Origin of the sequence: Komagataeibacter sp. FNDCR2, assembly GCF_021295395.1 — a bacterium.
In the GTDB taxonomy this organism is placed as follows: Bacteria; Pseudomonadota; Alphaproteobacteria; order Acetobacterales; family Acetobacteraceae; genus Komagataeibacter.
Window position 1 is genome coordinate 1,255,216 of sequence record NZ_JAIWOU010000001.1, and the last position, 20,031, is coordinate 1,275,246.

Genomic DNA, 20,031 nt, shown 5'->3' on the forward strand with positions numbered 1-20,031 from the left:
TTCAATGAACATGCATGAGGTTGCGCAGGAAGCCCGGCAGCAGCATGGCGTAGGGGTTGACATGCACGGCGGGGTTATCCATCGGGCCCGTGACCTGATAGGTGGCTGACACGACGCCGCCATTCTTTTCGGGGCTGAACAGCCAGCCCAGCAGGCCGGGCAGGTGGCCGGGCGCGGCATTGACCGCGAAGGCCGGAATGATCGTGCCATCAAGGTTGAGCGTCTTCTTTTCCAGATTGACATCGCCCGATACCGTCGCCCCAAGGGACGCGTTGCTGACCAGCCCGTCGGAGATATGGATATCGCCTTCATCCATCTTGACCGGCGCGCTCAACTGCTCGATCTCCATGCTGGGCGCATGCGGCGCGCGCAGCCAGCCGTAAATGGAGGCATTATTGGCCAGCCGGACCACGGCGGGCACATTACGCAGCGTGAACGCGCCCATATTCACCGTGCCTGAGAAGGGTGCGGTGGCCACGCTGTCATCAAAGCTGCCCTTGATGTCGGTCACACCGCCCTGCATCTCGTCCGTCACCTTCATGTTGCGCAACAGGTCACCCAGACTGGCCAGATGCACGTCCAGCAGGCGGGTATTGCCCTGCGGCGTGATGCGCGCGCTCGCGGCGACCGGGCCTTCAACCGTCAGCACGCCGCGCATCAGCCGGCCGCCACTGGTTTCCATATGGCTGTGGACGTTGGTCAGCGTATCGGTCGGGCCGTAATACAGGGTGCGGGCATCGACATTGAGGTTCCAGTTCCGCCCCGGCTCGCCGCGGATGCGCCCGCTCGCCATTTCGGGCACGTGATAGCCGCCCTGCGTGGTTGCCGCGCCGGTGTTCGTCGCCCTTGCATCCGCCGTGGTCTGGAACGAGACGAGCGGCGACAGATCCAGCACCCGGGCCGCGACATTGACGCCGATCGGGTCATTCTCGCGCAGCGGCAGCAGGACCGAGGCATTGCCCACCGACCGGCCCACCCGGAAGCCACGCAGGATCAGCCTGCGCGCCATTCCGCCCGCTGTCTCGGCATGACCGTCGATCAGCAGGTCGGGACCAACGGCGCGGATATTCTCGATGCTGGTGATCCTGCCATGGTCCAGATCAAGCTCGACGGAGGCATTGGCCTCCTGCCCCGGCTTCTTGGACCAGATGGGTATGGCCAGCGCCGCGCGATCCAGATCCAGATCAATATCGACCTGCGCCCGACCGCCCGCATAGCGGTCATAATCGACATCCAGCAGCGCGCTGCCGGCAAAATGCTCACCCATCTCGAAACCCGCACGCTTCACCCCCTCCGGCGTGACGCGGCCCTGCAGGCTGGCGCTTTCCACCGCGTGGACCATCGGGCCGCTACGGAAATCCATGGTGTAGATCACGGTGGACGGGATGCCCGCCAGCACGCCCCTGCCCTGCAGCAGCAGCCCGTTCATGGTGGCGTCAATGCCAAGGCTGCCGTTATCCAGCGGTCGGCCCACCACCACATTGCCCAGATGCACCTGCCCCAGGTCGGCATGGCTGCGCAGGTCGATCTGGTCGGGTTTGACATGGGCGTCAAGCGGCAGCGCGATATGCAGCGACACATTGGCCCGGCCCGACGGGTGCGTAAACGACATGGGGTGGCGGGAGAGCACGTTCAGCCGTGGCTCGGCCAGCAGCGCCAGCACATCGCGCACATTGCCCATCAGGGTGACGTTGATGTCCCCCTGCTGCACCTTCTGGTTCAGGCCGGTGATGCGCATGGAGCCGGGGCCGACCTCGATCCGCCCCGTGCCCGTCGCATCGACATGCCGGTCGGCCAGGTCGGCAAGCTGGTAGGCATGGCCGAAATGGATCATCATCTCGTTCGGGCCATCGAACGTCAGGTGGGCGTCCATGTCGTGCATGGGCGGGATCGGCCGCAGCCAGTGCAGCTCCATCTGGTCGGCATCGATCGTCCCGCCCAGCGAGACGAGATCCAGCCCGTTCCACCCACCATGGCTGGCCAGCCCCATATTGACCTGCAACAGCGCCACATGGCCCTGGGTTATGTTCTGCGTGACCCAGCGACGCGCGCCCTTCATGGCGCGGGGGGGCCAGAAATCACCCAGCGACGCGAAATCCAGCGACTGCGCCCGCGCCGCCACGTTCAGCGCGACCGTGGCGGGGTGCAGCAGGGATGCGGAACCGAGATCCGCCGTCGCGTGCAGCGTCGGCCCGCTGCCATCATCGGTGGGGTGCCCCGGCGCGCGCAGGCGCAGGACGAGATTATGCAGCGCGACGTGCAGCGGACCATCAAAGGGCGCCTTCGCCGGGCCGGGCCCCAGCGTGCCCGACAGGTCGGCCTCCCCTTCCCCCACAAGGAACTGCCCGGCCTTGCGTGTCGTGACCTGCCCGTTGCCGGCATTGAGATGCAGCGTGAATTCACGCGGCATGAGGTAAGGCCAGTCAACCCCGCCATTGCGGAACGCCACATGCAGCCTGCCGCCCACCGGCAGGCCAAGCGGCGCGACCTCCTTCTGCCCCGGCGCGAAGGCGGCGGGGCTGATCGGATCCAGAAGCAGCGTCCAGTCCACATGCTGCGGGCTGACACGCTCGCCCGATCCATGCAGGACAAGCCGCTCCCCATTGCCTTCAAGCCCGAGGCGGATATCGCCCGTCACGCCCTTCTGCCCGGAATCGGTCACGATCTTCAGGCGGGCATCCGCTTCCCCCAACCGCCAGACCCGTCCACTCGCGCGGTCGGTCAGTGTGACCCGGGTGTCCGATATGACGGCCTGCCGGATCTCGGTCAGGTCCACGGGAGAGGGCTCCTGCGCCCCCGTTGAGGGATAGGGCGTGCCCGGCCCGAGATCGAGACCGAATTTGCCATCCAGCCCCCGGGCCAGCCGGAGCCTGCCATGCGCGGCGGAAAGTTCGATGATACGCACGCTGCCATGCACCAGCGCCGGGCTGTCCAGCGTGATGCGCCCCCGCCGCAGCGTATCGACCAGCGCGCCGTTGTTGCGCTGGATGCGCACATCCTCCACCCATATGACTAGCGGGGCGCGCAGCCCTTCATGCAGGGCGTTCCAGCCCACCCGCACATGCGCCGCCGAAAGCCCGCCCAGAATATCGTCATGCCTGAGCCCGTGCGCGACCGGGATGGGCATGAGCAGCCGCACGGCCGGGGTTACGTCAAGCGGCCCGGCGGAAAGACGCAGTGTCAGAACCAGCAGCGCGATGGCGGGCAGCGTGATACACAGCAGCACCAGCCAGACCACCACCCGTCCCGCCGCCATGACCGCGCGGCGCACGCGGGTCGCACGGGGGCGCGATGCTCCCCCCGGGGTGGGTTGACCTGTTTCCGTCATACCGTCCACGCTACACCATCGCATGGATATGCGTGACTTTCCAGAATTCTGCCGGACCCTTGCCCATGGACATGCCCGCGACACCCGTTTTCACGCTGCATCCGTCCTGGCGGGGCGGCACATGGCCCCACCCGGCCGACACCCGGGCGGCCCGCATCCTGCGCGAAAACCTGCATGATGCCTGCGCGCGCGCCAGCCTGCCCGACGTCACGGCCATGCCCGAGACCGTGGGCCTGATCGACGCGCTGGGCGGAAACAGCCCCTACCTGTCCGATCTGGCGCTGCGTGACACGCAGGCCTTCGTGGCGCTTCTGACCGATGGGGTGGACACGCACCTGCGGGCGATCCTGGCGGGGCTTGAGGCGCTGGCGCCCGATACGCCGCGCGCTGAAATCATGGCTGCCCTGCGCGTGGCCAAGCGGCAGGCGGGACTGGCCATCGCGCTGGCGGATATTGGCGGTGTATGGACGCTGGACCAGGTCACGCTGGCGCTGAGCCTGCTGGCCGAAAACGCCCTGGGGGCCGCGGTCAGGCATCTGCTGGCGCACGCGCATGAGACCGGGCGGCTGCGCCTGCGTAATCCCGAAACCCCGTGCCGTGGCAGCGGCTTCGTGGTTCTGGCAATGGGGAAGCTGGGCGCGCGGGAACTGAACTACTCCTCGGATATCGACCTGATCATCCTGTATGACCCGGACCGCCACCCCGCGAATACGGAATTGCGACATATCTTTGTGCGCATGACTAGCGATCTTGTCACCCTGATGGAAGCGCGGGATGCGAATGGCTACGTTTTCCGCATGGACCTGCGGCTGCGGCCGGACCCGGCGGCGACGCCCGCCGCCGTGTCCTTTCCCGCCGCCATCCAGTACTACGAAAGCATGGGCCGCACATGGGAACGCGCCGCCATGACCAAGGCGCGCCCCGTGGCGGGGGACATCACGGCGGGGCGCCGTTTTCTCAAAAGCATTCATCCGTTCATATGGCGGCGCCATCTTGATTTCGCGGTGATTGACGATCTCCATGACATGAAAGCACGAATAGACCGCCACCGTAACGCGGGCCATGCCGATCTGGACAGCCTGCCCCCCGAACATGTCCATGACCCCGAAGCCGCGACCCGCTGGCTGCTGGGGCAGAACGTCAAGCTGGGACAGGGCGGCATACGGGAGGTGGAATTCGTCGTGCAGGCGCTGCAACTGGTATGGGGCGGCAGGCGGCCCGAACTGCGCGATCCCACCACCATCGGCGCGCTGCGCAGGCTGCGCCGCGCCGGGCTGCTCGATCGTGCCCGGACCGCAACACTGGCCCGCAATTACCGCATGCTGCGTCAGGCCGAACACCGGCTCCAGATGCGCCTGGACCACCAGACCCACACCCTGCCCGACAGCCAGGACGGATTCGCGCGTTTCGCCACCTTCATGCTTGCCGCCGACCCCGGCGAACTCGCCTGCGGCATGCTGTCGGTCATGCAGTGTTCGCGCCGCATTTTCGACCAGCAATTCGCCGAAAGCGGCCCGCAGGACATTACCATCGCCCCCGAGGACGCCGATGCCGCCGACCGGCTGCGCGACCATGGCTTCCCCCCCGCCGACATTACCGACGCGCTGCAAATCCTGAACCGGTGGGAAGGCAACCGCCTGCGCGCGCTGCGCTCCGACCGGGCACGCAAGCTGCTGCGCAGGCTGCTGCCCACCATCATGACCGAAATCGGCGCGCGCCAGCAGCCACTGGCCGTGCTGCGCCGCTTCGACGCCCTGCTGGAACGGCAATGGGCGGGGGTGCAGTTCCTGTCGCTGCTGGAGCGCAACCCCGCGCTGATCCACCGCATCGTGACCGTGCTGGACTGCGCCCCGTTCCTGGCCGACCATCTGGCCCAGACCCCTTCGGCGCTGGACGGGCTGCTGGACATGGATGGCGGCCCCGGCACGCTGGGCACGACAACCGCGCTGGTGCGGCGGCATGTCATGAGCGCGCGCTCGGCCGAACAGGTGCTGCCGGTGCTGCGCGGACTGGTCTGTGGCGAGGAATTCCGCCTGTCCGTCGCCCGCCTCGAACACCGGATGAACGAGGATACCGCCGCCCGCGCGCGCAGCGCCATGGCCGAGACGGTGATGCGTGGCCTGCTGCGCGTGGTCAGCACCGAGCATAAACGCCGCCACGGTGTCGTGCCGGGGGGGGCGATGGCGGTCATGGCGCTGGGCAAGGCCGGATCGCATGAAATGATGCCCGGCTCCGACCTTGATCTCATGCTGGTCTTCGACCACCCGTCCGACGCGGGGGAAAGCGTCGTGCCCGCCACCGCGCCCGCGGACGGGCTGCGCGCGCGGCCCCTTGCGGCGGGAACCTATTTCGTGCGGCTGGCGCATGCCTTCATCGCGGCCCTGACCGCGCCGGGGCGCGAAGGCCCGCTGTATGAGGTGGACATGCGGCTGCGCCCCTCGGGGTCGAAGGGGCCGGTCGCGGTCTCGCTCTCCGCCTTTCGCCGCTACCATGCGGAATCCGCGTGGACATGGGAACGCATGGCCCTGACCCGCGCGCGCGTGGTGGCGGGGCCGCCACCGCTTGCGGCCGAACTGCGCCAGGCCATCGCCACCGCGCTCGACCATGGCCCGCTGACGGAACATGACCGCGCGCGGATCGTGCATGACGTGCGCCACATGCGCGAACGGCTGGCGCGGGAATATCCAGCCACCAGCCCGTGGGACATCAAGCGCCGCCGGGGCGGGTTGATGGATGTGGAATTCATCGCGCAGGGGCTGCAACTGACCGACGCCACGGCCGCCACCCGCAGCCAGTCCACCCGGCTTGCGCTGTTGCGCATGGCGCGGGCCGGTGTGCTCGACATGGCCGATGCCCGGCTGCTGCGCCGGGCGGACCTGTTCTGGCGTTCGTTGCAGGGGCTGATCCGGATCATATGCGGCAGCGACGTACCCGACACCATGCCCGCTGCCAGCCTTGAAATCCTGACCGGGGAATTTGGCGTAGGCGACGCCACCAGCCTGCTCGGGCTCATGGACCGGATGGCCGCGCGGGTCACCGCCGTATTCGACCGCCTGATCCCGCCCATTACGGACATATCCGCCCCCATGACGCCGCAGGGGAGTTCCCCACCACCCCAAAGCATTGCATGATCGCGCACCCCATAACCACGCATGCGGGGCCACGGGCCACACACCGCATGCGGACAGATCAGCAAGGCAGGTCATGAGTCAGGCCACTCCCCCTTTCCCCGAACCCGGCAGCGCCGTTCCCGATTTCACCATGCCCGCGAGCCATGGGCGCACGGTCAGCCTTGGCGCCCTGCGGGGCCAGCCCTTCGTGCTGTATTTCTACCCCAAGGCCAACACGTCGGGCTGCACCAAGGAAGCCTGCGAATTCCAGGCCGCGCTGGCCGACCTGCAGAAGGATGGCGTGAGTGTCATCGGTGTCTCACGCGACGGGATGCCCGCGATCGAGAAATTCGCCGCCGACCACGCGCTGACCTTTCCCCTTGCCTCGGACGCCGACGGCAAGGTGACGGAGGCCTATGGCGTGTGGGTGGAAAAATCCATGTACGGCCGCAAATACATGGGTATCGAACGCGCGACCTTCCTCATCGACGCGGCGGGCCGCCTTGTCGAATCATGGCGCAAGGTGAAGGTCACCAATCATGTCGCCGCCGTGCGCAAGGCCATCATGGCCCTGACGCTACGGGCGGGTACTACGGACTGAACTCAGTAATAGGGACGGCCCGGACCGCCATAGGGTCCGTAAACCACAACCGGCGGGGGTGGGGGCGGCGGCGCATAATAGGCGACCGGCGGCGGGGGACGGTAATAGACGGGCGGCGGCGGTGGGCCATAACTTTCGACCATCGCCCCGCCGATCACCCCGCCGACGAGCCCGCCCACCAGGCCGCCAACCAGCGCGTCGCCCCCGCCGCGACCATGGGCCTGCGCGCCCGGCGTGGTGGCCGCAAGCCCGGCCAGGACGGCAATTCCCGCTGCAATCCGCCCGATATTCCTCATGACCGTTTTCCTGCTCCTGTCTTGGTCCGGGCCGGTATCCGGCCCCTGCCGGAACAGGTTTAACAGGGCGGGCATGGCGATTTACGGGCAGGCATCGCCCTTTTCACGCCACAAAGCGGCAGGGCGCATCACGGATGGGCCGCGCGCAGTTCCTTCAGGCCGGAGGGAATGGCGAACACGCTGTCCGCCTGCGGCGCGCGGGTCAGGGATGTGGCTTCCACCATGGCCCTGCCATCGCGGATCACCTCCAGCATCACGCCATCATCGGTGTAGCAGATCTCGCTGGGGCGCTGGTCGGTATCCTGTGTCTGCCACAGGGTGCAGGGCGTTCCCGCCACGGTGGAGACACCCGTGCGCAGCCAGTTTCCCTGTGCGCGCTGCCCCATCTGCACATTGGCCGCGCCGGGGGCGGGAATGACGGTCCGTACCTTCTGGTCGGCATTGACGACCGTGAGCGTGCCCGCGTGGTAATCGGTAATCATGTAGGTGCTGGCGTTACCGGGATCGACACGCTGCATCATCCGCCCGCTGGACCAGCGCATGCGCTGTGTCATGACCTCACGCGTGTCATGGGGCGGATAGATGGTGTAGGTCACATCCACATCGTTCTGCGGGGTGACGTAGGGCGTCTCCTCCGTTGCGGCGCGCGCGTGGCGCGCGCCCCCCGCCAACAGGCAGGCCGCCAGCAGGGCGTGGGCGCCTGCATGCGCAAATCGTGTCACTTCATGCGATCCTTCAAATCATGCGGCGGGTTCAGCCGCCATTGGGGTCCGTGGCCTTTGGCGCGGCGGTGCGGGGCGCGCCGGGCGGTGGGGGCGGATCAATCCTGCGGTAACCCGCCGGGGGCTGGAACATGCTGTCGGGGATCGGGCCGTAAACCACCTTCGTCGCCTCCAGCCGCCCCCGCAGCCCGTCACCATCCACCCCGATTTCCTGCAGCACCACGCCGTCCTCGGTCACGCAGGCGGTGGCGCCGCCCTGGTCGGTGGTGACATCCCACTGCGTGCAGGCCACGCCCGCCACCGTGGCGCTTCCCTTGCGCGCGAATGTCATGGACAGGTCGAGCAGGAAGGGATTGCGGATGCCATAGCGAGCATCGAGCTGGCTGTACACCTTCTGTGTATTGATGATGATGGTGACCTGGCGGCTCATGCGGTTGAGAATCGTCTCGCCCATGCCCTGCGGGCTATCGATTCGCATGAGCCCGCCATTATACGCGAACCATGTGCGCACGGCCTTGGGTTCGGGCACGCCATCGGGCTGCACGTTGTAATCCACCTGCACATCGCGTGTGGGGGTAAGCGGCGGGTGGATGGTGGAGGCGTCCTGCGCCATGGCCGCGCCACATCCCGACGCCACGGCCAGCAGCGCCGCCATCATGCCCAACGGCCCCCTGCCCTTTCCTGTCCGCCTGTGTCCGGGCCGGGCCGTTGCATGCTTCATTACGTTCTTCCTCATACCTGCCCGTACGGAACCCTGCATCGGCGGGGCTGTCAACCGCCCGCGCCCTCCGCCGCGCGCAGGGCGCGGATCGCGCCATCCAGTTCCGTCGCGCTGTCATTTCCAATCCACCGGGCCTTTTGCTCCACCGCGTGGCGCAGCAGCCGCATGTACTGGCCTACCGGAATTTCGGTTCCGCCAAAACTGGCAAGATGCTCGGTGCCGAACTGCGTATCGAGCAGGGTAAACCCGCCCAGGCGCAGCCGGGCCACCAGATGCACCAGCGCCACCTTGGACGCATCGCGCATGCGGCTGAACATGCTCTCCCCAAAAAAGGCCTGCCCGATCGCCACGCCATACAGGCCGCCCACCAGCCTGCCCTCATGCCAGGATTCCACGCTATGGGCGCAGCCCATGGTGTGAAGCTGGCAGAACAGGTCACGTATGCGCGGGCTGATCCATGTCTTCTCGCGCCCCGGCGCGGGTTCGGCGCAGCCATCCATGACGGCGGGAAAATCCCGGTCCGTCACCACGGTAAAACGGGGGGAAAGCACGGTGCGCATAAGCCGCCGCGAAAGGTGGAAGCCATCCAGCGGCAGGATGCCGCGCCATTCGGGACAGAACCATTCCAGTTCATCGGAGCGCGCGTCGGGCGCCATGGGGAACAGGCCGCCCCTGTAGGCGGCCAGCATAAGTTCCGGCGTAAGGGGAACCGTCTCTTGACCCGTCATGTTCTTCGGATAACCCTTTCACATGCATTTTCAGCCATGGCCATCATGCCATGGCCCCGTTTCCCGGCAGGAGAAATCACCTTCCATGTCCCCTACGTCCCGTCCCCGCCTGCTGCTGGTCCAGCGCCAGACCGGCCCCGTCATGCAGCGCATCGAACAGAGTTTTAACATATCCCCCGTGCCGGACCACAAGCTGACGAGCCGCGAACTGCTGGACATGGCGCGCGCGTTCCAGCCGCAGGCCATCATGACCGCGACCGGCCTGCCACTGCGCGGCGATGACGTGGCCCAGTTGCCCGACAGCGTGAAGGTGGTGGCCACCGTCAGCGTCGGCACCGACCATCTGGATATTCCGGCCCTGCATGCCCGTGGCATCATCGTCACCAACACGCCCGATGTGCTGACCGAATGCAATGCCGACCTCGCGCTCCTGCTCATGCTGGCGGCCGCCCGGCGCGCGGGGGAATACACCACCCTCATGCGCGCGGGGTGGGGGCGTGGGCTGGCCATGGATGAAATGCTGGGCACGCGCATAAGCGGCAAGCGGCTGGGTATCGTGGGCATGGGCCGCATCGGCCGGGCCGTGGCCCGCCGCGCGCGCGGGTTCGATATGAAGGTGATGTATTCCAACCGCCGCCGCCTGCCCGCCGACCAGGAAGCGGGAGCGACCTATTTCGGCACCCTGACCGACATGCTGCCGCATTGCGATATCCTGACCCTGCACCTGCCCGCCAGCCCGCAGACGGATGGCATGATCAACGCCGACCTGCTGGGCCGCCTGCCGCGCGGAGCCATTTTCGTCAATGCGGCACGCGGCGCGCTGGTGGACGAGGACGCGCTGATCGCCGCCCTGCGTAGCGGCCAGCTTGGCGCGGCAGGGCTGGATGTCTTCCGCAACGAGCCCAATCCCGACCCGCGCTTCCTGGAACTGCCCAACGTGTTCCTGACCCCCCATGTGGGAAGCGCTACCGTCGAGACGCGCACCGACATGGGCATGCTGGCGGTCGATAACGTGGAAGCCGTGCTGAACGGTCGCGCGGCCCCCACCCCCGTCAGCGCCTGATCCGGCCAGAAGGAGTGACGGCCATGGGACCACCGGGTGTTTTCGCCCTGTTCGCGCTGACCACCCTCATCCTTCAGGGGGTGGCGCCCCATATGGGCGGCGCATGGCGCACGTTGACGGGATTTTACGTCATATTCGCGCTGGGCAGCGTGCTGCTTGAGTTCCTGAGCACCCTCAGGCCCGCGCGCCCCGTGCCGGGCGCGAAGGAATAGGGCCTGATCCGCAGGCAGGCAGGGATGGCAAAATCAATCCCTGCCGTGGCGTTCGTCAGCCTTCGCTGGCCTGTGCCGCCGCATGGGCCTTGAGATCCGCCGCCGTGCGGCGGACTTCCGGCCCGTATTCACGCTCAAGCCGCCGGATGGTGAAATGCGCCTGCGCCACGGCGCGGTAATGGGACAGGAACGCCGCGTTGAGCGAGGCCCCGCACAGCGCACCGGCCACCGGCATCATCTGCAATGCGAATTTGCGTGACAGGCCCAGCCCGTAATGGGTCGCGACCTCGCTGACCAGCATGATGACGGGGCGGCCACGCAGCATGGCGCGGGCCGAGAAATAACCAAGCTCGCTATCTTCCCCCGGCCCTGTGGCCTTGCCCCCGAACGGGAAGGCCCGCAGGGCGAAAACCTCCAGACAGGCGGCGCGCGCGTCTTCGCGTGAAAGATCCTCGCCCTGTTCACGGGCGATGCGGGCGATCTCCCGCATGATGGTCAGCGTGGTGAAGCTCACATCGGCCACCAGCCCGGGCAGGCCGGTAAAGCCGCCCACGGCGCCCGATACGGTCACCGCCGCCCTGACCGCCGGATCCCGCCACGTGGTCCCGCCGCCCGGCGTGGCCGAGACATCGTGCGGGCGGTCCATGCCGATGACGGCGATGTTGAACGCGCGCGAGATGGCCGTCTCCGTCGCGGATTGCAGGCGGGCCTGAAGGGCGGGCGCCAGACCGAGCGTGCGCATGCCCAGCATGGCCGCCTGCCCCACCGCGCCGCCCATGAGGTCGGCAAGGCGCACCAGCACGCCGCGCCCCGTCTCGACCCGTTCCAGCGCCTGCTGGAGTTCGGTAATACACGCGCTGTCCAGCGTCAGCGGTGCCAGTTCGTTTGAGGAACCTGCACTCATTACAATGCCCTTCGCCTGATCTTCCGTAACAGTCCGGACCGGCCCGCCCGCGCCCCGTCGTGACGGGATGCATGTGGGGGCCGGTCGCTACGCCCATGCGGCAGTTCCCACCGTTTCAGCACCATGATGCCCGTCTTGCAATGCGCATCACCGTACCTGCTGGCATGAAACGCCTGCCGCCATTAGCTGTTCCAGCCGCCCATCGCGCATAGATGCCGCCAGTGCGCGTCCGAAACCGGCACGACGGACAGCCGCGACTGACGGACCAGCGCCAGATCCGCCAGCGCGGGATCGGCCTTGATGGCCGCGAGCGTGACCGGGCGCGGCATGGGGCCGATGGCGCGTACATCCACGCAGACCCATCTGCCGTCATCCGCCGTGGGGTCCGGGTAGGCGGCGCACGCCACCTCGACCACACCCACGATCTCACGCCCCACATTGGAATGATAGAAAAAGGCCCGGTCCCCCACCGCCATGGCGGCGAGGTTCTTTTTCGCCTGGTGGTTGCGCACGCCCGTCCAGGGTTCCACGCCGTTTGCAACCTGCTCGGACCATGAAAAGGCGTCCGGCTCGGACTTGATCAGCCAGTAGGCCATGACCGTCTTTTTCACTCCACCCGCATGCAATCACGAAAAACTGAACGGAACGGGCGGATCACGACGCTCTCGAACAGTTCCACCTTGGCGTACGGGTCTTCCGCCGCGAAGCCCTCGGCCGCGGCGCGGTCGGCCACATCGACCACCAGCAGGCTGCCACAGGGGCGGTTTTCCGCGTCCAGCAGCGGGCCACCATGCACCAGATGCTGTTTCCACCGCTCAAGATAGGCCAGATGGCGTTCACGCGTGGCCTTGCGGGTTTCAAAGCAGCCGGGTTTATCCGTGCAAACGATGGCGAACAGCATGTTTTCTCCTCCTTGGGCGGGACCGTACCATGATGGGACAGGACTGGCCGTGTCTTTTTTAACGCGATAGTGTAGAGCAGCAAAACGCCAGCCCCTACCCGACAGCGGGCCATGGTATGATTTTTCTCGACCGTTTTCATCGCAGGGACACGACCCCCGGCACGGATGGATCAACCTTGAACGCAACGCAAAGCCTGACCGCACGAACCGGCAACCTTTTCCACCGCTATGCCAATCCGGGGCGTTTCCTGCGCATGGGGGCACGGCTGCAGCCATGGCTGACATGGCCCGCCCTGATCCTGTCCGCCGCCGGGATCGCGTGGGGGCTGTTCTTCTCCCCCGCCGACTGGCAGCAGGGCGACAGCGTGCGCATCATGTACGTGCATGTGCCGACCGCATGGCTGGCATCTTCCGGTTACATGGGCATTGCCATCTGCTCCGTGCTGTCGCTTGTCTGGCGGCACCCGCTGGCGGATCTGGCGGCGGTTGAGATCGGGCCGGTGGGCGCGGCCATCACGGCCGTATGCCTTGCCACCGGCTCGCTCTGGGGCAAGCCGATGTGGGGTACGTGGTGGGTATGGGATGCACGGCTGACCTCGGTCCTGGTGCTGTTTTTCCTGTATCTGGGCCATATCGCGCTGATCCGCGCGTTCGACGAACCGCAGCGTGGCTACCGGGCCGCCGCCATTCTGGGGCTGGCCGGGGCCATTGACCTGCCCATCATCAAATTCAGCGTGCAGTGGTGGAACACCCTGCACCAGCCCGACAGCATCACCGTGACCGGCGCGCCGACCATGTCCACCTCCATGCTGTGGCCGCTCGGGCTGACCACGCTGGGCTTCACGCTGGGCTTTGGCGCGATCGTGCTGGCCCGCCTGCGCGCCGCCGTGATGGAAAGCCGCGTGCGCACGATCCTGGCCGCCAACCGGGGCCGCCAGTCCGCCCCCCAGCATGACGGTACCGCCCGATGACCCATCTGCCCTATATCGTGGCCGCCTACGGCCTGACCATTGGCGTCGCCATGATCCTGTCGGTCAATGCCGCGCTCCGGCTGCGCCGGGCGCGCGCACGTCTGGCCGCCATTGAACAGCCCGGCCGGACACGCCAGCCGTCATGACCCGCAAGAGCCGACGCCTGTGGCTGGTGATTGCGTGCATGATCGGGCTTGGATCCGCCGCCGCCCTGACCCTCAATGCCTTTTCATCCAATATCGTGTTCTTTATGGCGCCCTCACAGGTGCGCGCGAAGGCGCCGCCGCCCGACCGCACGATCCGCCTTGGCGGCATGGTGGTGGCGGGCAGCGTGCGGCGTGAAACGGTCAAGAATTCTCCCGTCGCCATATTCGACGTGACCGACGGACAGGCCGCCGTGACCGTGCGTTACGAAGGTATCCTTCCCGACCTGTTCCGTGAGGGGCAGAGCGTGGTGGCCGTGGGCACCGTCAACCATGACGGCACGTTCCGCGCGAGTGAGGTCCTGGCCAAGCACGACGAGACCTACATGCCCAAGGAAGTGGCCGAGGAACTGCGCCGCAGCGGCAAGTGGGATCCCCGCTTCGGCAAGGCGCCCGACGCCGCGAGCTGGAACACCATGACCGCCGCGGACGCCGCGAAAAAACCGGCCACCCCGACACCTGACGGAAACTGACATCCGCGATGAACCCGGAACTTGGAAATTTTGCGCTGGCGCTGGCCTGCTGCATGGCCGCCGGACAGGCCACCCTGCCGCTGATCGGCGCGAACCGGCGTGACGCTCGCCTCATGGCGCTGGCCCCCGCGCTGGCGGTGGGGCAGATGCTGGCCCTGCTCACGTCGTTTGCCTGCCTGATCCACGCCGCCATCACCAACGATTTTTCGGTGCAGAACGTGGCCGCCAACAGCGCGGTCAGCAAGCCGCTGCTGTACAAGATCACGGGCGTATGGGGTAACCATGAAGGCTCGGTGCTGTTATGGGCGCTGATCCTGTCGGTATGTGGCGGCGCCGTGGCGCTGTTCGGGCGCAACCTGCCCACCGCCCTGCAGGCGCGCGTCATTGCCGTGCTGGGCGGCGTGGCGGCGGGGTTCGAACTGTTCTGCCTGACCACGTCCAACCCGTTCGCCCGCGTCTGGCCCGCGCCGCTGGATGGGCAGGGGATGAACCCGCTGCTGCAGGATCCCGGCCTCGCCTTCCACCCGCCCATTCTCTACACCGGCTATGTCGGCTTTGCCGTGCCCTTCGCCTTCGCCATCGCCGCCCTGATGGAGGGGCGGGTGGACGCGGCATGGGGCCGGTGGGTGCGGCCATGGGCGGTGGCGGCATGGTGCTTTCTGACCTGCGGCATCGCCATGGGGTCGTGGTGGTCGTACTACGTGCTGGGCTGGGGGGGCTACTGGTTCTGGGATCCGGTGGAAAACGCCTCCCTCATCCCGTGGCTGACGGGAACCGCGCTGGTGCATTCCGCCATCGTGGTGGAAAAGCGCGAGGCGCTGAAGATCTGGACCGTGCTGCTGGCCATCGGCACCTTCTCGTTCTCGCTTTCCGGCACCTTCCTGGTGCGTTCGGGCATTCTCAATTCCGTGCATGCCTTTGCCAATGATCCCGCGCGCGGCGTGTTCATACTGGGCCTGCTGGCGGTGGTGATTGGCGGTTCGCTGCTGCTGTTCGCCATCCGCGCGCCCCAGCTCACCACCGGCGGGCTGTTCGCCCCCCTCTCGCGGGAGGGGCTGCTGGTGCTGAACAACATCCTGCTGTGTTCCATCTGCGCGGTGGTGCTGACGGGCACGATGTATCCGCCCTTCATGTCGCTGCTGTTTGGCAAGACCATTTCCGTTGGCAAGCCCTTCTTCGACGCCACGACCATTCCGCTGGCCATCCCGCTTATGGTGTTCATGGGGTTTGGCCCGATGGTGCCGTGGAAACGCGCGCAGATGTGGCCGGTGCTGCGCCGCCTGTGGTGGGCGGCGTGCCTGTCACTGCTGGCGCTGGCCGTCGCGACCTTCCGGATGCGTGAAATCCTGCCGGCGCTGGCCAGTGCGGGGGCGGTGTGGGTGATCGCGAGCAGCGTGGCCGATATTGTCAATCGCCTGCGCCTGTTCCGCCAGCCGCTTGCGCAGAGCTGGCAGCGCGCCCGTGGCCTGCCGCGCGCGGTGTTTGGCGCAGCGATCGCCCATGCGGGTGTCGGCATTACGGTGCTGGGCATTGCGGGCATGTCGCAGGCCGCGCACCGCATTGTGGAGGTGCGCGTCGGCCAGAGCGAGATGCTGGCGGGCGATAGCTGGACCCTGACCGAGGTCCACCCCGCGCAGGGCCCCAATTACACCGCGCTGGTCGCCACCATCGAGGTACGCCACGATGGCAGGCTGGTCACCACGCTCCACCCATCCAAACGCACGTTTCCCAGCCAGCACCAGACCACGACGGAAGTGGCGATCCATACCAATCTCATGGCCGACATCTACGGCGTGCTGGGCGACAGGCATGGCAGCGATGCCGACCCCACCTATGTGCTGCGGCTGCATTACAACCCGCTGGCCCCGTGGATGTGGCTGGGGGGGCTGGTCATGGCGTTTGGCGGCGCGCTTTCCCTTTCCGACCGGCGGGTGCGCGTGGGCGCGCCGCGCCGGGCGAAGACGGCTGACATGATGGTGGCACGATGAACGCTCCGTCCCCTTCCTCCCCCACGCGGCGGCGTGTGCTCATGGCGGCCCCGCTGGTTGTCGCCGCCGGGGCTGGCGTCGGGTTCTGGCGTATGCTTTCGGGCATGTCGCACGGATCGTTCGACCCGCATGACATTCACGCCCCGGTGCTCGACCGCCCGGTGCCGGACTTCTCGCTGCCCGATCAGGCGCCGGGAACCGGGTTTTCCGCGCAGGACCTACGCGGGCTGAAAACGCCGGTTCTGGTCAATTATTTCGCATCGTGGTGCATTCCCTGCGTGGCGGAAATGCCGGTGCTGAACGGGCTGAAGGAGCGCCTGCCGATATGGGGCATCGCGTACAAGGACAAGCCCGAACATGCGCTGGGGTTCGTGCAGCGCGCGGGCAATCCCTATGCCCGCATCGCCGCCGACCATGACGGGCTGGCCGCGATCGACTGGGGGGTGTCCGGTGTGCCTGAAACCTTCCTGATCGGGCCGGGGGGCGTGATCCGCTGGCATACGGCCTCTCCCATTACCGAGGCCATGATTACCAATACGATCCTGCCGCTGGCGGACAGCCTGAAGCCATGACAACCCTGTTCTCCTTCCGCCGGGCCGGCGTGATGGCGGTGCTGGCCTGCCTGCTTTTCGCCCCCATGGTGGCGATGGCGGTGGATGACCCGTCCGAAATGCTGCCCGACCCGACGCAGGAACAGCGCGCCGAGGCCATTGGCGCCCAGTTGCGCTGTCTCGTCTGCCAGAACGAATCCATCGAGGACAGCAGCGCCGACCTGGCCCGTGACCTGCGCCATGTGGTGCGCGAGCATGTGGCGAAGGGGGAAAGCGACCACCAGATCATGGACTGGATGGTAAGCCGCTATGGCAACTTCATCCGCCTGCGCCCGCCGCTTACGCTGGGTACCCTGCTTTTGTGGGTCATGCCGCTGCTGGCGCTGGGTCTGGGCATCGGGGTGGCGTGGTGGACGCTGCGTAAATCCATTGTCCCCCCCCAGCCCCTGACGGATGAGGAACGCCGCCGCCTGTCCGACCTGACCCGAACACGCCGAGAGTGACATGATCTGGATTGGTATCTGCCTGCTTGGCGCGATCGCATTGCTGCCTGCCCTGCTTTCCCTGCGGCGCACCACGTTGCTGCGTGATGAACGTAAATCCGCGCTCGCGCTGCATCAGGCCCAGTTGGCGGAGCTGGAACGCGACCTGAACGAAGGCATGATCGCAGCATCCGAGCATGACAGCGCACGTCTGGAAATCCAGCGCCGCCTGCTGGGCGTGGACAGCCTGCCCACCCCCGAGGCGCGAAAAAAAGGTGCGTCCACGGGTACGATCATCGCCAGCCTGGCGGGCCTGCCCGTTGCCGCCATCGCGCTGTACCTGGCCGTGGGTCATCCTTCCCTGCCAGCCCAGCCGCTGGCCCCGCGCCTTGCGGCCATCCAGAAGGAGGATCATCGCAATGACGCGATCATCGACCGGCTGCGCGAACAGTTGAAACTGATCCCGCCGGGTGATCCCAGCCTGTTCCAGGGTTATGTGCTGCTGGGTCAGGCGGAAGCGGGCCGCGACCATTACGCCGCCGCCGCGCAGGCCTGGCGGAGTGCGATCGAACAGCGTTTCGACCCCGAAGTCGCCGCCCGTGCCGCCGAGGCGCAGATGATGGCCGAAGGGGGCCATATCTCGGCTGAAACGGCGGATCTGTACCGCCGCGCGCTGGACGCGGCCCCTGCGGATGCCCCATGGCGGATGACCGTGCAGCAGCGTATCGCGCAGTCCGAACATCAATAACGCGCTATCCGGCCGCCCACGGGGCTTTTGGGCTTGCCTGACGTTCCCGTGTGGGCGGAAACTGGATCCATGAGCACTGACAAGACCCCCTCCCCCACCCCGGCTGCCGAAACAGGGCAGCAGGACGCCGCGGCCCGGGAAGCCGCGCTGCTGAAACAGCCTGCCGAACCCGATGAGGTCGGTGGCCCCAAGGGACCGGAGCCGACCCGCTATGGCGACTGGACGGTCAAGGGACGCTGCGTGGATTTCTGATCCCGCGGCGCAGGCCGTTCAGCCAAGTTCGTTGGGCAGCGGCCCGCGCCCATAGGATTGCTGGCGGGCGCGATGGCCGGGCGGCGGCATGTTGCACGAGATGAGGTAAATCCCGGCCACGAAGACAAGCTGCGACAGGGAATTGAACCACAGCGCCAGTTCGTACACCCGTTCCGCCGTCAGCGCCTGATAGAAGGCATAGATCGCGAACGGGATGGAAATGGGCCGCATGCCGGCCAGCATGCCGCGCAGCGGGTTCAGGTGGCCCGGCCGCACCATACCGCGCAGGCGGTGGATGCCGATATAGAATATCACCTCGAAAAACCAGCCGAGCAGGTTGGTGATCACGTTGCTCAGCGTCATGCCCTCCAGCACCAGAAGGGCGGAAATGGACGCTGCGGAAAGCACGATCGAACCGACCTGAAAACTCATGCCCACCTCCATCGCGGGCAGGCGCTCAGGCAACGCATCGGCAAATGGCTGGAAAACCCGGTCCAGCAGCCAGACATCGAACTGGTTGACGCGTTCACCAAATGACATGACAGTTTCCAGCCTCTTCATATCCATCGCAGCGCATGCCCTGCCTTACCCGGCGCAGACCGCGGCGACAACCGCATCGGGGTAGGCCCCCGCCATGCCCGCCAGCGCCGTATTGCTCAGCATGACAATACTCAGGCCCCGCGCCCGGTCCACCGCCCATTGATGCCCGTACACGCCCCCCCATGTAAAACTGCCCGCGCAAAGCGGCGTGCCGGCGGCGGCGGGATCCATGATCACCGCGCCGCCATACCCGAAACGGCGGCCGCGCGCCTGCGCTCCCATATCCACATCCCCAATGGCGTTACGGCCAAACAGCATGGCCGATGCGGGGGAGAGAATCCCCTCACCGCCATTGCGCACGGCTTCGATAAACGCAAGGAACTCACCCGCCGTGCCCACCATGCCCGCCCCGCCCGAGGGATAGGATGCCGGGTTTAAAACCCGGTCGGGCGCAAAGCGGATTTCCCCCGTGCCGCCATCGGGCAGCAGGCGGGGCAGCACGTACTGCGCCCCCATGCGCAGGGGCACGGGCCGGGCATCGGCATAGCAGGCGGCAAGGTTTTCCGGTGTTTTGACCGCAAAGCCGCTTTCCCGCCATGCCAGCGGCGCGCCGACATGCTGCCGCACGGCATCGGACAGGGACAGGCCCGTGGCCTTTTCAATCACCCCGCCAATCACATCCAGCCCCAGTGAGTAACTCCAGCCCTGACCCGGTGGAAAGATCAGCCGCGTCGTGGCCAGACGGGCCAGGTTATCCGCAAGCGCCAGACCCGGCTCCGCAATCCCGTCCGAAACACCGGCACGGGTATAGGGGTTGTCATCACGCGGGAAGGAGAAGCCATAGGTCAGCCCGCTGGTATGGGTCAGCAACTGGTGCAGCGTGATTTCGCACGCCCCGCCATCAGGCAGGCAGGGCCGGAAATATGGCAGGTAGCGACTGACCGGCGCGTGCGGGTCCAGCACGCCGTCCTCCGCCAGCGCAAGGGTGACGGCGGTCACGACCGGCTTGGTCAGGGAAGCAAGGCGGAACACCGTATCGACCCGCATGGGGCGGCGGGATTCGCGATCAGCCAGCCCGGCGGCTTCCGCTACCACCACTTCGCCCTCCACCGCCACCAGCACCACGGCGCCGACAAGCCGGGACGTCCCCACCGCCCCATCCATGACATGACGGACCCGTTCACGCATGCGCGTCATTTCCAGTGGGGCAGGAGACATGTTTCCATCCTTTTATGCA

The 20,031-nt window shown here is 66.8% G+C and carries 22 protein-coding genes; 12 read left to right on the top strand and 10 right to left on the bottom strand.

The annotated features are described in order from the left end of the window. Position 1 precedes the first annotated feature (1 nt). Positions 2-3,328 carry a DUF3971 domain-containing protein gene (locus LDL28_RS05970; protein ID WP_233057652.1) on the bottom strand — a complete coding sequence of 1,109 codons (3,327 nt, stop codon included), beginning with the start codon at positions 3,326-3,328 and terminating at the stop codon, positions 2-4. A gap of 65 nt (positions 3,329-3,393) precedes the next feature. Here LDL28_RS05970 and LDL28_RS05975 point away from each other — a divergent pair, with 65 nt between their 5' ends. Further along, positions 3,394-6,459, top strand: coding sequence for a bifunctional [glutamine synthetase] adenylyltransferase/[glutamine synthetase]-adenylyl-L-tyrosine phosphorylase (locus tag LDL28_RS05975; protein ID WP_233057654.1), 3,066 nt, complete (start codon positions 3,394-3,396; stop codon positions 6,457-6,459). 73 nt (positions 6,460-6,532) lie between these two features. Beyond that, positions 6,533-7,039 (top strand): peroxiredoxin, encoded by a 507-nt coding sequence (locus tag LDL28_RS05980; protein WP_233057656.1) that lies wholly within the window; start codon positions 6,533-6,535, stop codon positions 7,037-7,039. Positions 7,040-7,041: 2 nt separating this feature from the next. Here LDL28_RS05980 and LDL28_RS05985 read toward each other — a convergent pair whose 3' ends face one another. From LDL28_RS05985 to aat, 4 genes are all read right to left on the bottom strand, one after another. Next, the gene (locus tag LDL28_RS05985; RefSeq protein WP_233057657.1) at positions 7,042-7,335 is read right to left on the bottom strand and encodes a hypothetical protein; all 294 of its coding nucleotides are present in this window, start codon (positions 7,333-7,335) and stop codon (positions 7,042-7,044) included. 128 nt (positions 7,336-7,463) lie between these two features. After that, positions 7,464-8,057, bottom strand: a complete 594-nt coding sequence (locus tag LDL28_RS05990) for a hypothetical protein (protein WP_233057659.1) — start codon at positions 8,055-8,057, stop codon at positions 7,464-7,466. Positions 8,058-8,088: 31 nt separating this feature from the next. Then, positions 8,089-8,778: a DUF4412 domain-containing protein gene (locus tag LDL28_RS05995; protein ID WP_233057661.1), complete on the bottom strand. Its 690-nt coding sequence runs from the start codon at positions 8,776-8,778 to the stop codon at positions 8,089-8,091. Between the two features lie 50 nt (positions 8,779-8,828). Then, positions 8,829-9,506, bottom strand: a complete 678-nt coding sequence (gene aat, locus LDL28_RS06000) for a leucyl/phenylalanyl-tRNA--protein transferase (protein WP_233057663.1) — start codon at positions 9,504-9,506, stop codon at positions 8,829-8,831. 85 nt (positions 9,507-9,591) lie between these two features. Here aat and LDL28_RS06005 point away from each other — a divergent pair, with 85 nt between their 5' ends. Beyond that, complete coding sequence (locus tag LDL28_RS06005; RefSeq protein WP_233057665.1) at positions 9,592-10,569, top strand: D-glycerate dehydrogenase; 978 nt, start codon at positions 9,592-9,594, stop codon at positions 10,567-10,569. Between the two features lie 23 nt (positions 10,570-10,592). After that, positions 10,593-10,781: a hypothetical protein gene (locus tag LDL28_RS06010; RefSeq protein WP_233057667.1), complete on the top strand. Its 189-nt coding sequence runs from the start codon at positions 10,593-10,595 to the stop codon at positions 10,779-10,781. Positions 10,782-10,836: 55 nt separating this feature from the next. On the opposite strand, the gene LDL28_RS06015 is transcribed toward LDL28_RS06010, so the two are convergent. The 3 genes from LDL28_RS06015 to LDL28_RS06025 form a co-directional block, all read right to left on the bottom strand. Further along, positions 10,837-11,685, bottom strand: coding sequence for an EcsC family protein (locus LDL28_RS06015; protein WP_233057669.1), 849 nt, complete (start codon positions 11,683-11,685; stop codon positions 10,837-10,839). A 182-nt stretch (positions 11,686-11,867) separates the two neighbouring features. After that, complete coding sequence (locus LDL28_RS06020; RefSeq protein WP_233059209.1) at positions 11,868-12,281, bottom strand: EVE domain-containing protein; 414 nt, start codon at positions 12,279-12,281, stop codon at positions 11,868-11,870. Positions 12,282-12,292: 11 nt separating this feature from the next. After that, entirely contained in the window at positions 12,293-12,586 is a 294-nt protein-coding gene (locus LDL28_RS06025; protein ID WP_233057671.1) for a YciI family protein, read from the bottom strand. Positions 12,587-12,762: 176 nt separating this feature from the next. Between LDL28_RS06025 and LDL28_RS06030 the strand changes: the two genes are divergently transcribed. The 8 genes from LDL28_RS06030 to LDL28_RS06065 all read left to right on the top strand — a co-directional run bounded on the left by LDL28_RS06030 (position 12,763) and on the right by LDL28_RS06065 (position 18,254). After that, positions 12,763-13,557 carry a heme ABC transporter permease gene (locus tag LDL28_RS06030; RefSeq protein WP_233057672.1) on the top strand — a complete coding sequence of 265 codons (795 nt, stop codon included), beginning with the start codon at positions 12,763-12,765 and terminating at the stop codon, positions 13,555-13,557. Continuing rightward, positions 13,554-13,703 (top strand): heme exporter protein CcmD, encoded by a 150-nt coding sequence (gene ccmD / locus LDL28_RS06035; protein ID WP_233057673.1) that lies wholly within the window; start codon positions 13,554-13,556, stop codon positions 13,701-13,703. The genes LDL28_RS06030 and ccmD overlap by 4 nt, the downstream gene beginning before the upstream one ends. Beyond that, the gene (ccmE, locus tag LDL28_RS06040) at positions 13,700-14,233 is read left to right on the top strand and encodes a cytochrome c maturation protein CcmE (RefSeq protein WP_233057675.1); all 534 of its coding nucleotides are present in this window, start codon (positions 13,700-13,702) and stop codon (positions 14,231-14,233) included. Before ccmD ends, ccmE begins: the two co-directional genes overlap by 4 nt. Positions 14,234-14,241: 8 nt before the next feature. Next, the gene (locus LDL28_RS06045; protein WP_233057677.1) at positions 14,242-16,221 is read left to right on the top strand and encodes a heme lyase CcmF/NrfE family subunit; all 1,980 of its coding nucleotides are present in this window, start codon (positions 14,242-14,244) and stop codon (positions 16,219-16,221) included. After that, on the top strand, positions 16,218-16,793 hold the full coding sequence (locus LDL28_RS06050; RefSeq protein WP_233057679.1) for a DsbE family thiol:disulfide interchange protein: 576 nt from the start codon (positions 16,218-16,220) through the stop codon (positions 16,791-16,793). The genes LDL28_RS06045 and LDL28_RS06050 overlap by 4 nt, the downstream gene beginning before the upstream one ends. Then, on the top strand, positions 16,790-17,275 hold the full coding sequence (locus tag LDL28_RS06055; RefSeq protein ID WP_233057681.1) for a cytochrome c-type biogenesis protein: 486 nt from the start codon (positions 16,790-16,792) through the stop codon (positions 17,273-17,275). The genes LDL28_RS06050 and LDL28_RS06055 overlap by 4 nt, the downstream gene beginning before the upstream one ends. A 1-nt stretch (position 17,276) precedes the next feature. Further along, positions 17,277-18,002, top strand: coding sequence for a c-type cytochrome biogenesis protein CcmI (gene ccmI / locus LDL28_RS06060; protein WP_233057683.1), 726 nt, complete (start codon positions 17,277-17,279; stop codon positions 18,000-18,002). Positions 18,003-18,071: 69 nt separating this feature from the next. Further along, positions 18,072-18,254: a DUF1674 domain-containing protein gene (locus tag LDL28_RS06065; RefSeq protein WP_025813579.1), complete on the top strand. Its 183-nt coding sequence runs from the start codon at positions 18,072-18,074 to the stop codon at positions 18,252-18,254. Positions 18,255-18,272: 18 nt separating this feature from the next. Here the strand turns inward: LDL28_RS06065 and LDL28_RS06070 are convergent, their stop codons facing one another. Continuing rightward, a complete protein-coding gene (locus LDL28_RS06070; protein WP_233057685.1) occupies positions 18,273-18,794 on the bottom strand; it encodes a hypothetical protein in 522 nt (173 codons plus the stop codon). 45 nt (positions 18,795-18,839) lie between these two features. Beyond that, positions 18,840-20,012 carry a serine hydrolase gene (locus LDL28_RS06075; protein ID WP_233057687.1) on the bottom strand — a complete coding sequence of 391 codons (1,173 nt, stop codon included), beginning with the start codon at positions 20,010-20,012 and terminating at the stop codon, positions 18,840-18,842. Positions 20,013-20,031: the final 19 nt, after the last annotated feature.

Coding starts and splice junctions, on each gene's coding strand:
- LDL28_RS05970 (WP_233057652.1), bottom strand. CDS start 3,328: ATGACGGAAACAGGTCAACCCACCCCGGGGGGAGCATCGCGCCCCCGT.
- LDL28_RS05975 (WP_233057654.1), top strand. CDS start 3,394: ATGGACATGCCCGCGACACCCGTTTTCACGCTGCATCCGTCCTGGCGG.
- LDL28_RS05980 (WP_233057656.1), top strand. CDS start 6,533: ATGAGTCAGGCCACTCCCCCTTTCCCCGAACCCGGCAGCGCCGTTCCC.
- LDL28_RS05985 (WP_233057657.1), bottom strand. CDS start 7,335: ATGAGGAATATCGGGCGGATTGCAGCGGGAATTGCCGTCCTGGCCGGG.
- LDL28_RS05995 (WP_233057661.1), bottom strand. CDS start 8,778: ATGAAGCATGCAACGGCCCGGCCCGGACACAGGCGGACAGGAAAGGGC.
- aat (WP_233057663.1), bottom strand. CDS start 9,506: ATGACGGGTCAAGAGACGGTTCCCCTTACGCCGGAACTTATGCTGGCC.
- LDL28_RS06005 (WP_233057665.1), top strand. CDS start 9,592: ATGTCCCCTACGTCCCGTCCCCGCCTGCTGCTGGTCCAGCGCCAGACC.
- LDL28_RS06010 (WP_233057667.1), top strand. CDS start 10,593: ATGGGACCACCGGGTGTTTTCGCCCTGTTCGCGCTGACCACCCTCATC.
- LDL28_RS06015 (WP_233057669.1), bottom strand. CDS start 11,685: ATGAGTGCAGGTTCCTCAAACGAACTGGCACCGCTGACGCTGGACAGC.
- LDL28_RS06020 (WP_233059209.1), bottom strand. CDS start 12,281: ATGGCCTACTGGCTGATCAAGTCCGAGCCGGACGCCTTTTCATGGTCC.
- LDL28_RS06025 (WP_233057671.1), bottom strand. CDS start 12,586: ATGCTGTTCGCCATCGTTTGCACGGATAAACCCGGCTGCTTTGAAACC.
- ccmD (WP_233057673.1), top strand. CDS start 13,554: ATGACCCATCTGCCCTATATCGTGGCCGCCTACGGCCTGACCATTGGC.
- ccmE (WP_233057675.1), top strand. CDS start 13,700: ATGACCCGCAAGAGCCGACGCCTGTGGCTGGTGATTGCGTGCATGATC.
- LDL28_RS06045 (WP_233057677.1), top strand. CDS start 14,242: ATGAACCCGGAACTTGGAAATTTTGCGCTGGCGCTGGCCTGCTGCATG.
- LDL28_RS06050 (WP_233057679.1), top strand. CDS start 16,218: ATGAACGCTCCGTCCCCTTCCTCCCCCACGCGGCGGCGTGTGCTCATG.
- LDL28_RS06055 (WP_233057681.1), top strand. CDS start 16,790: ATGACAACCCTGTTCTCCTTCCGCCGGGCCGGCGTGATGGCGGTGCTG.
- ccmI (WP_233057683.1), top strand. CDS start 17,277: ATGATCTGGATTGGTATCTGCCTGCTTGGCGCGATCGCATTGCTGCCT.
- LDL28_RS06065 (WP_025813579.1), top strand. CDS start 18,072: ATGAGCACTGACAAGACCCCCTCCCCCACCCCGGCTGCCGAAACAGGG.
- LDL28_RS06070 (WP_233057685.1), bottom strand. CDS start 18,794: ATGTCATTTGGTGAACGCGTCAACCAGTTCGATGTCTGGCTGCTGGAC.
- LDL28_RS06075 (WP_233057687.1), bottom strand. CDS start 20,012: ATGTCTCCTGCCCCACTGGAAATGACGCGCATGCGTGAACGGGTCCGT.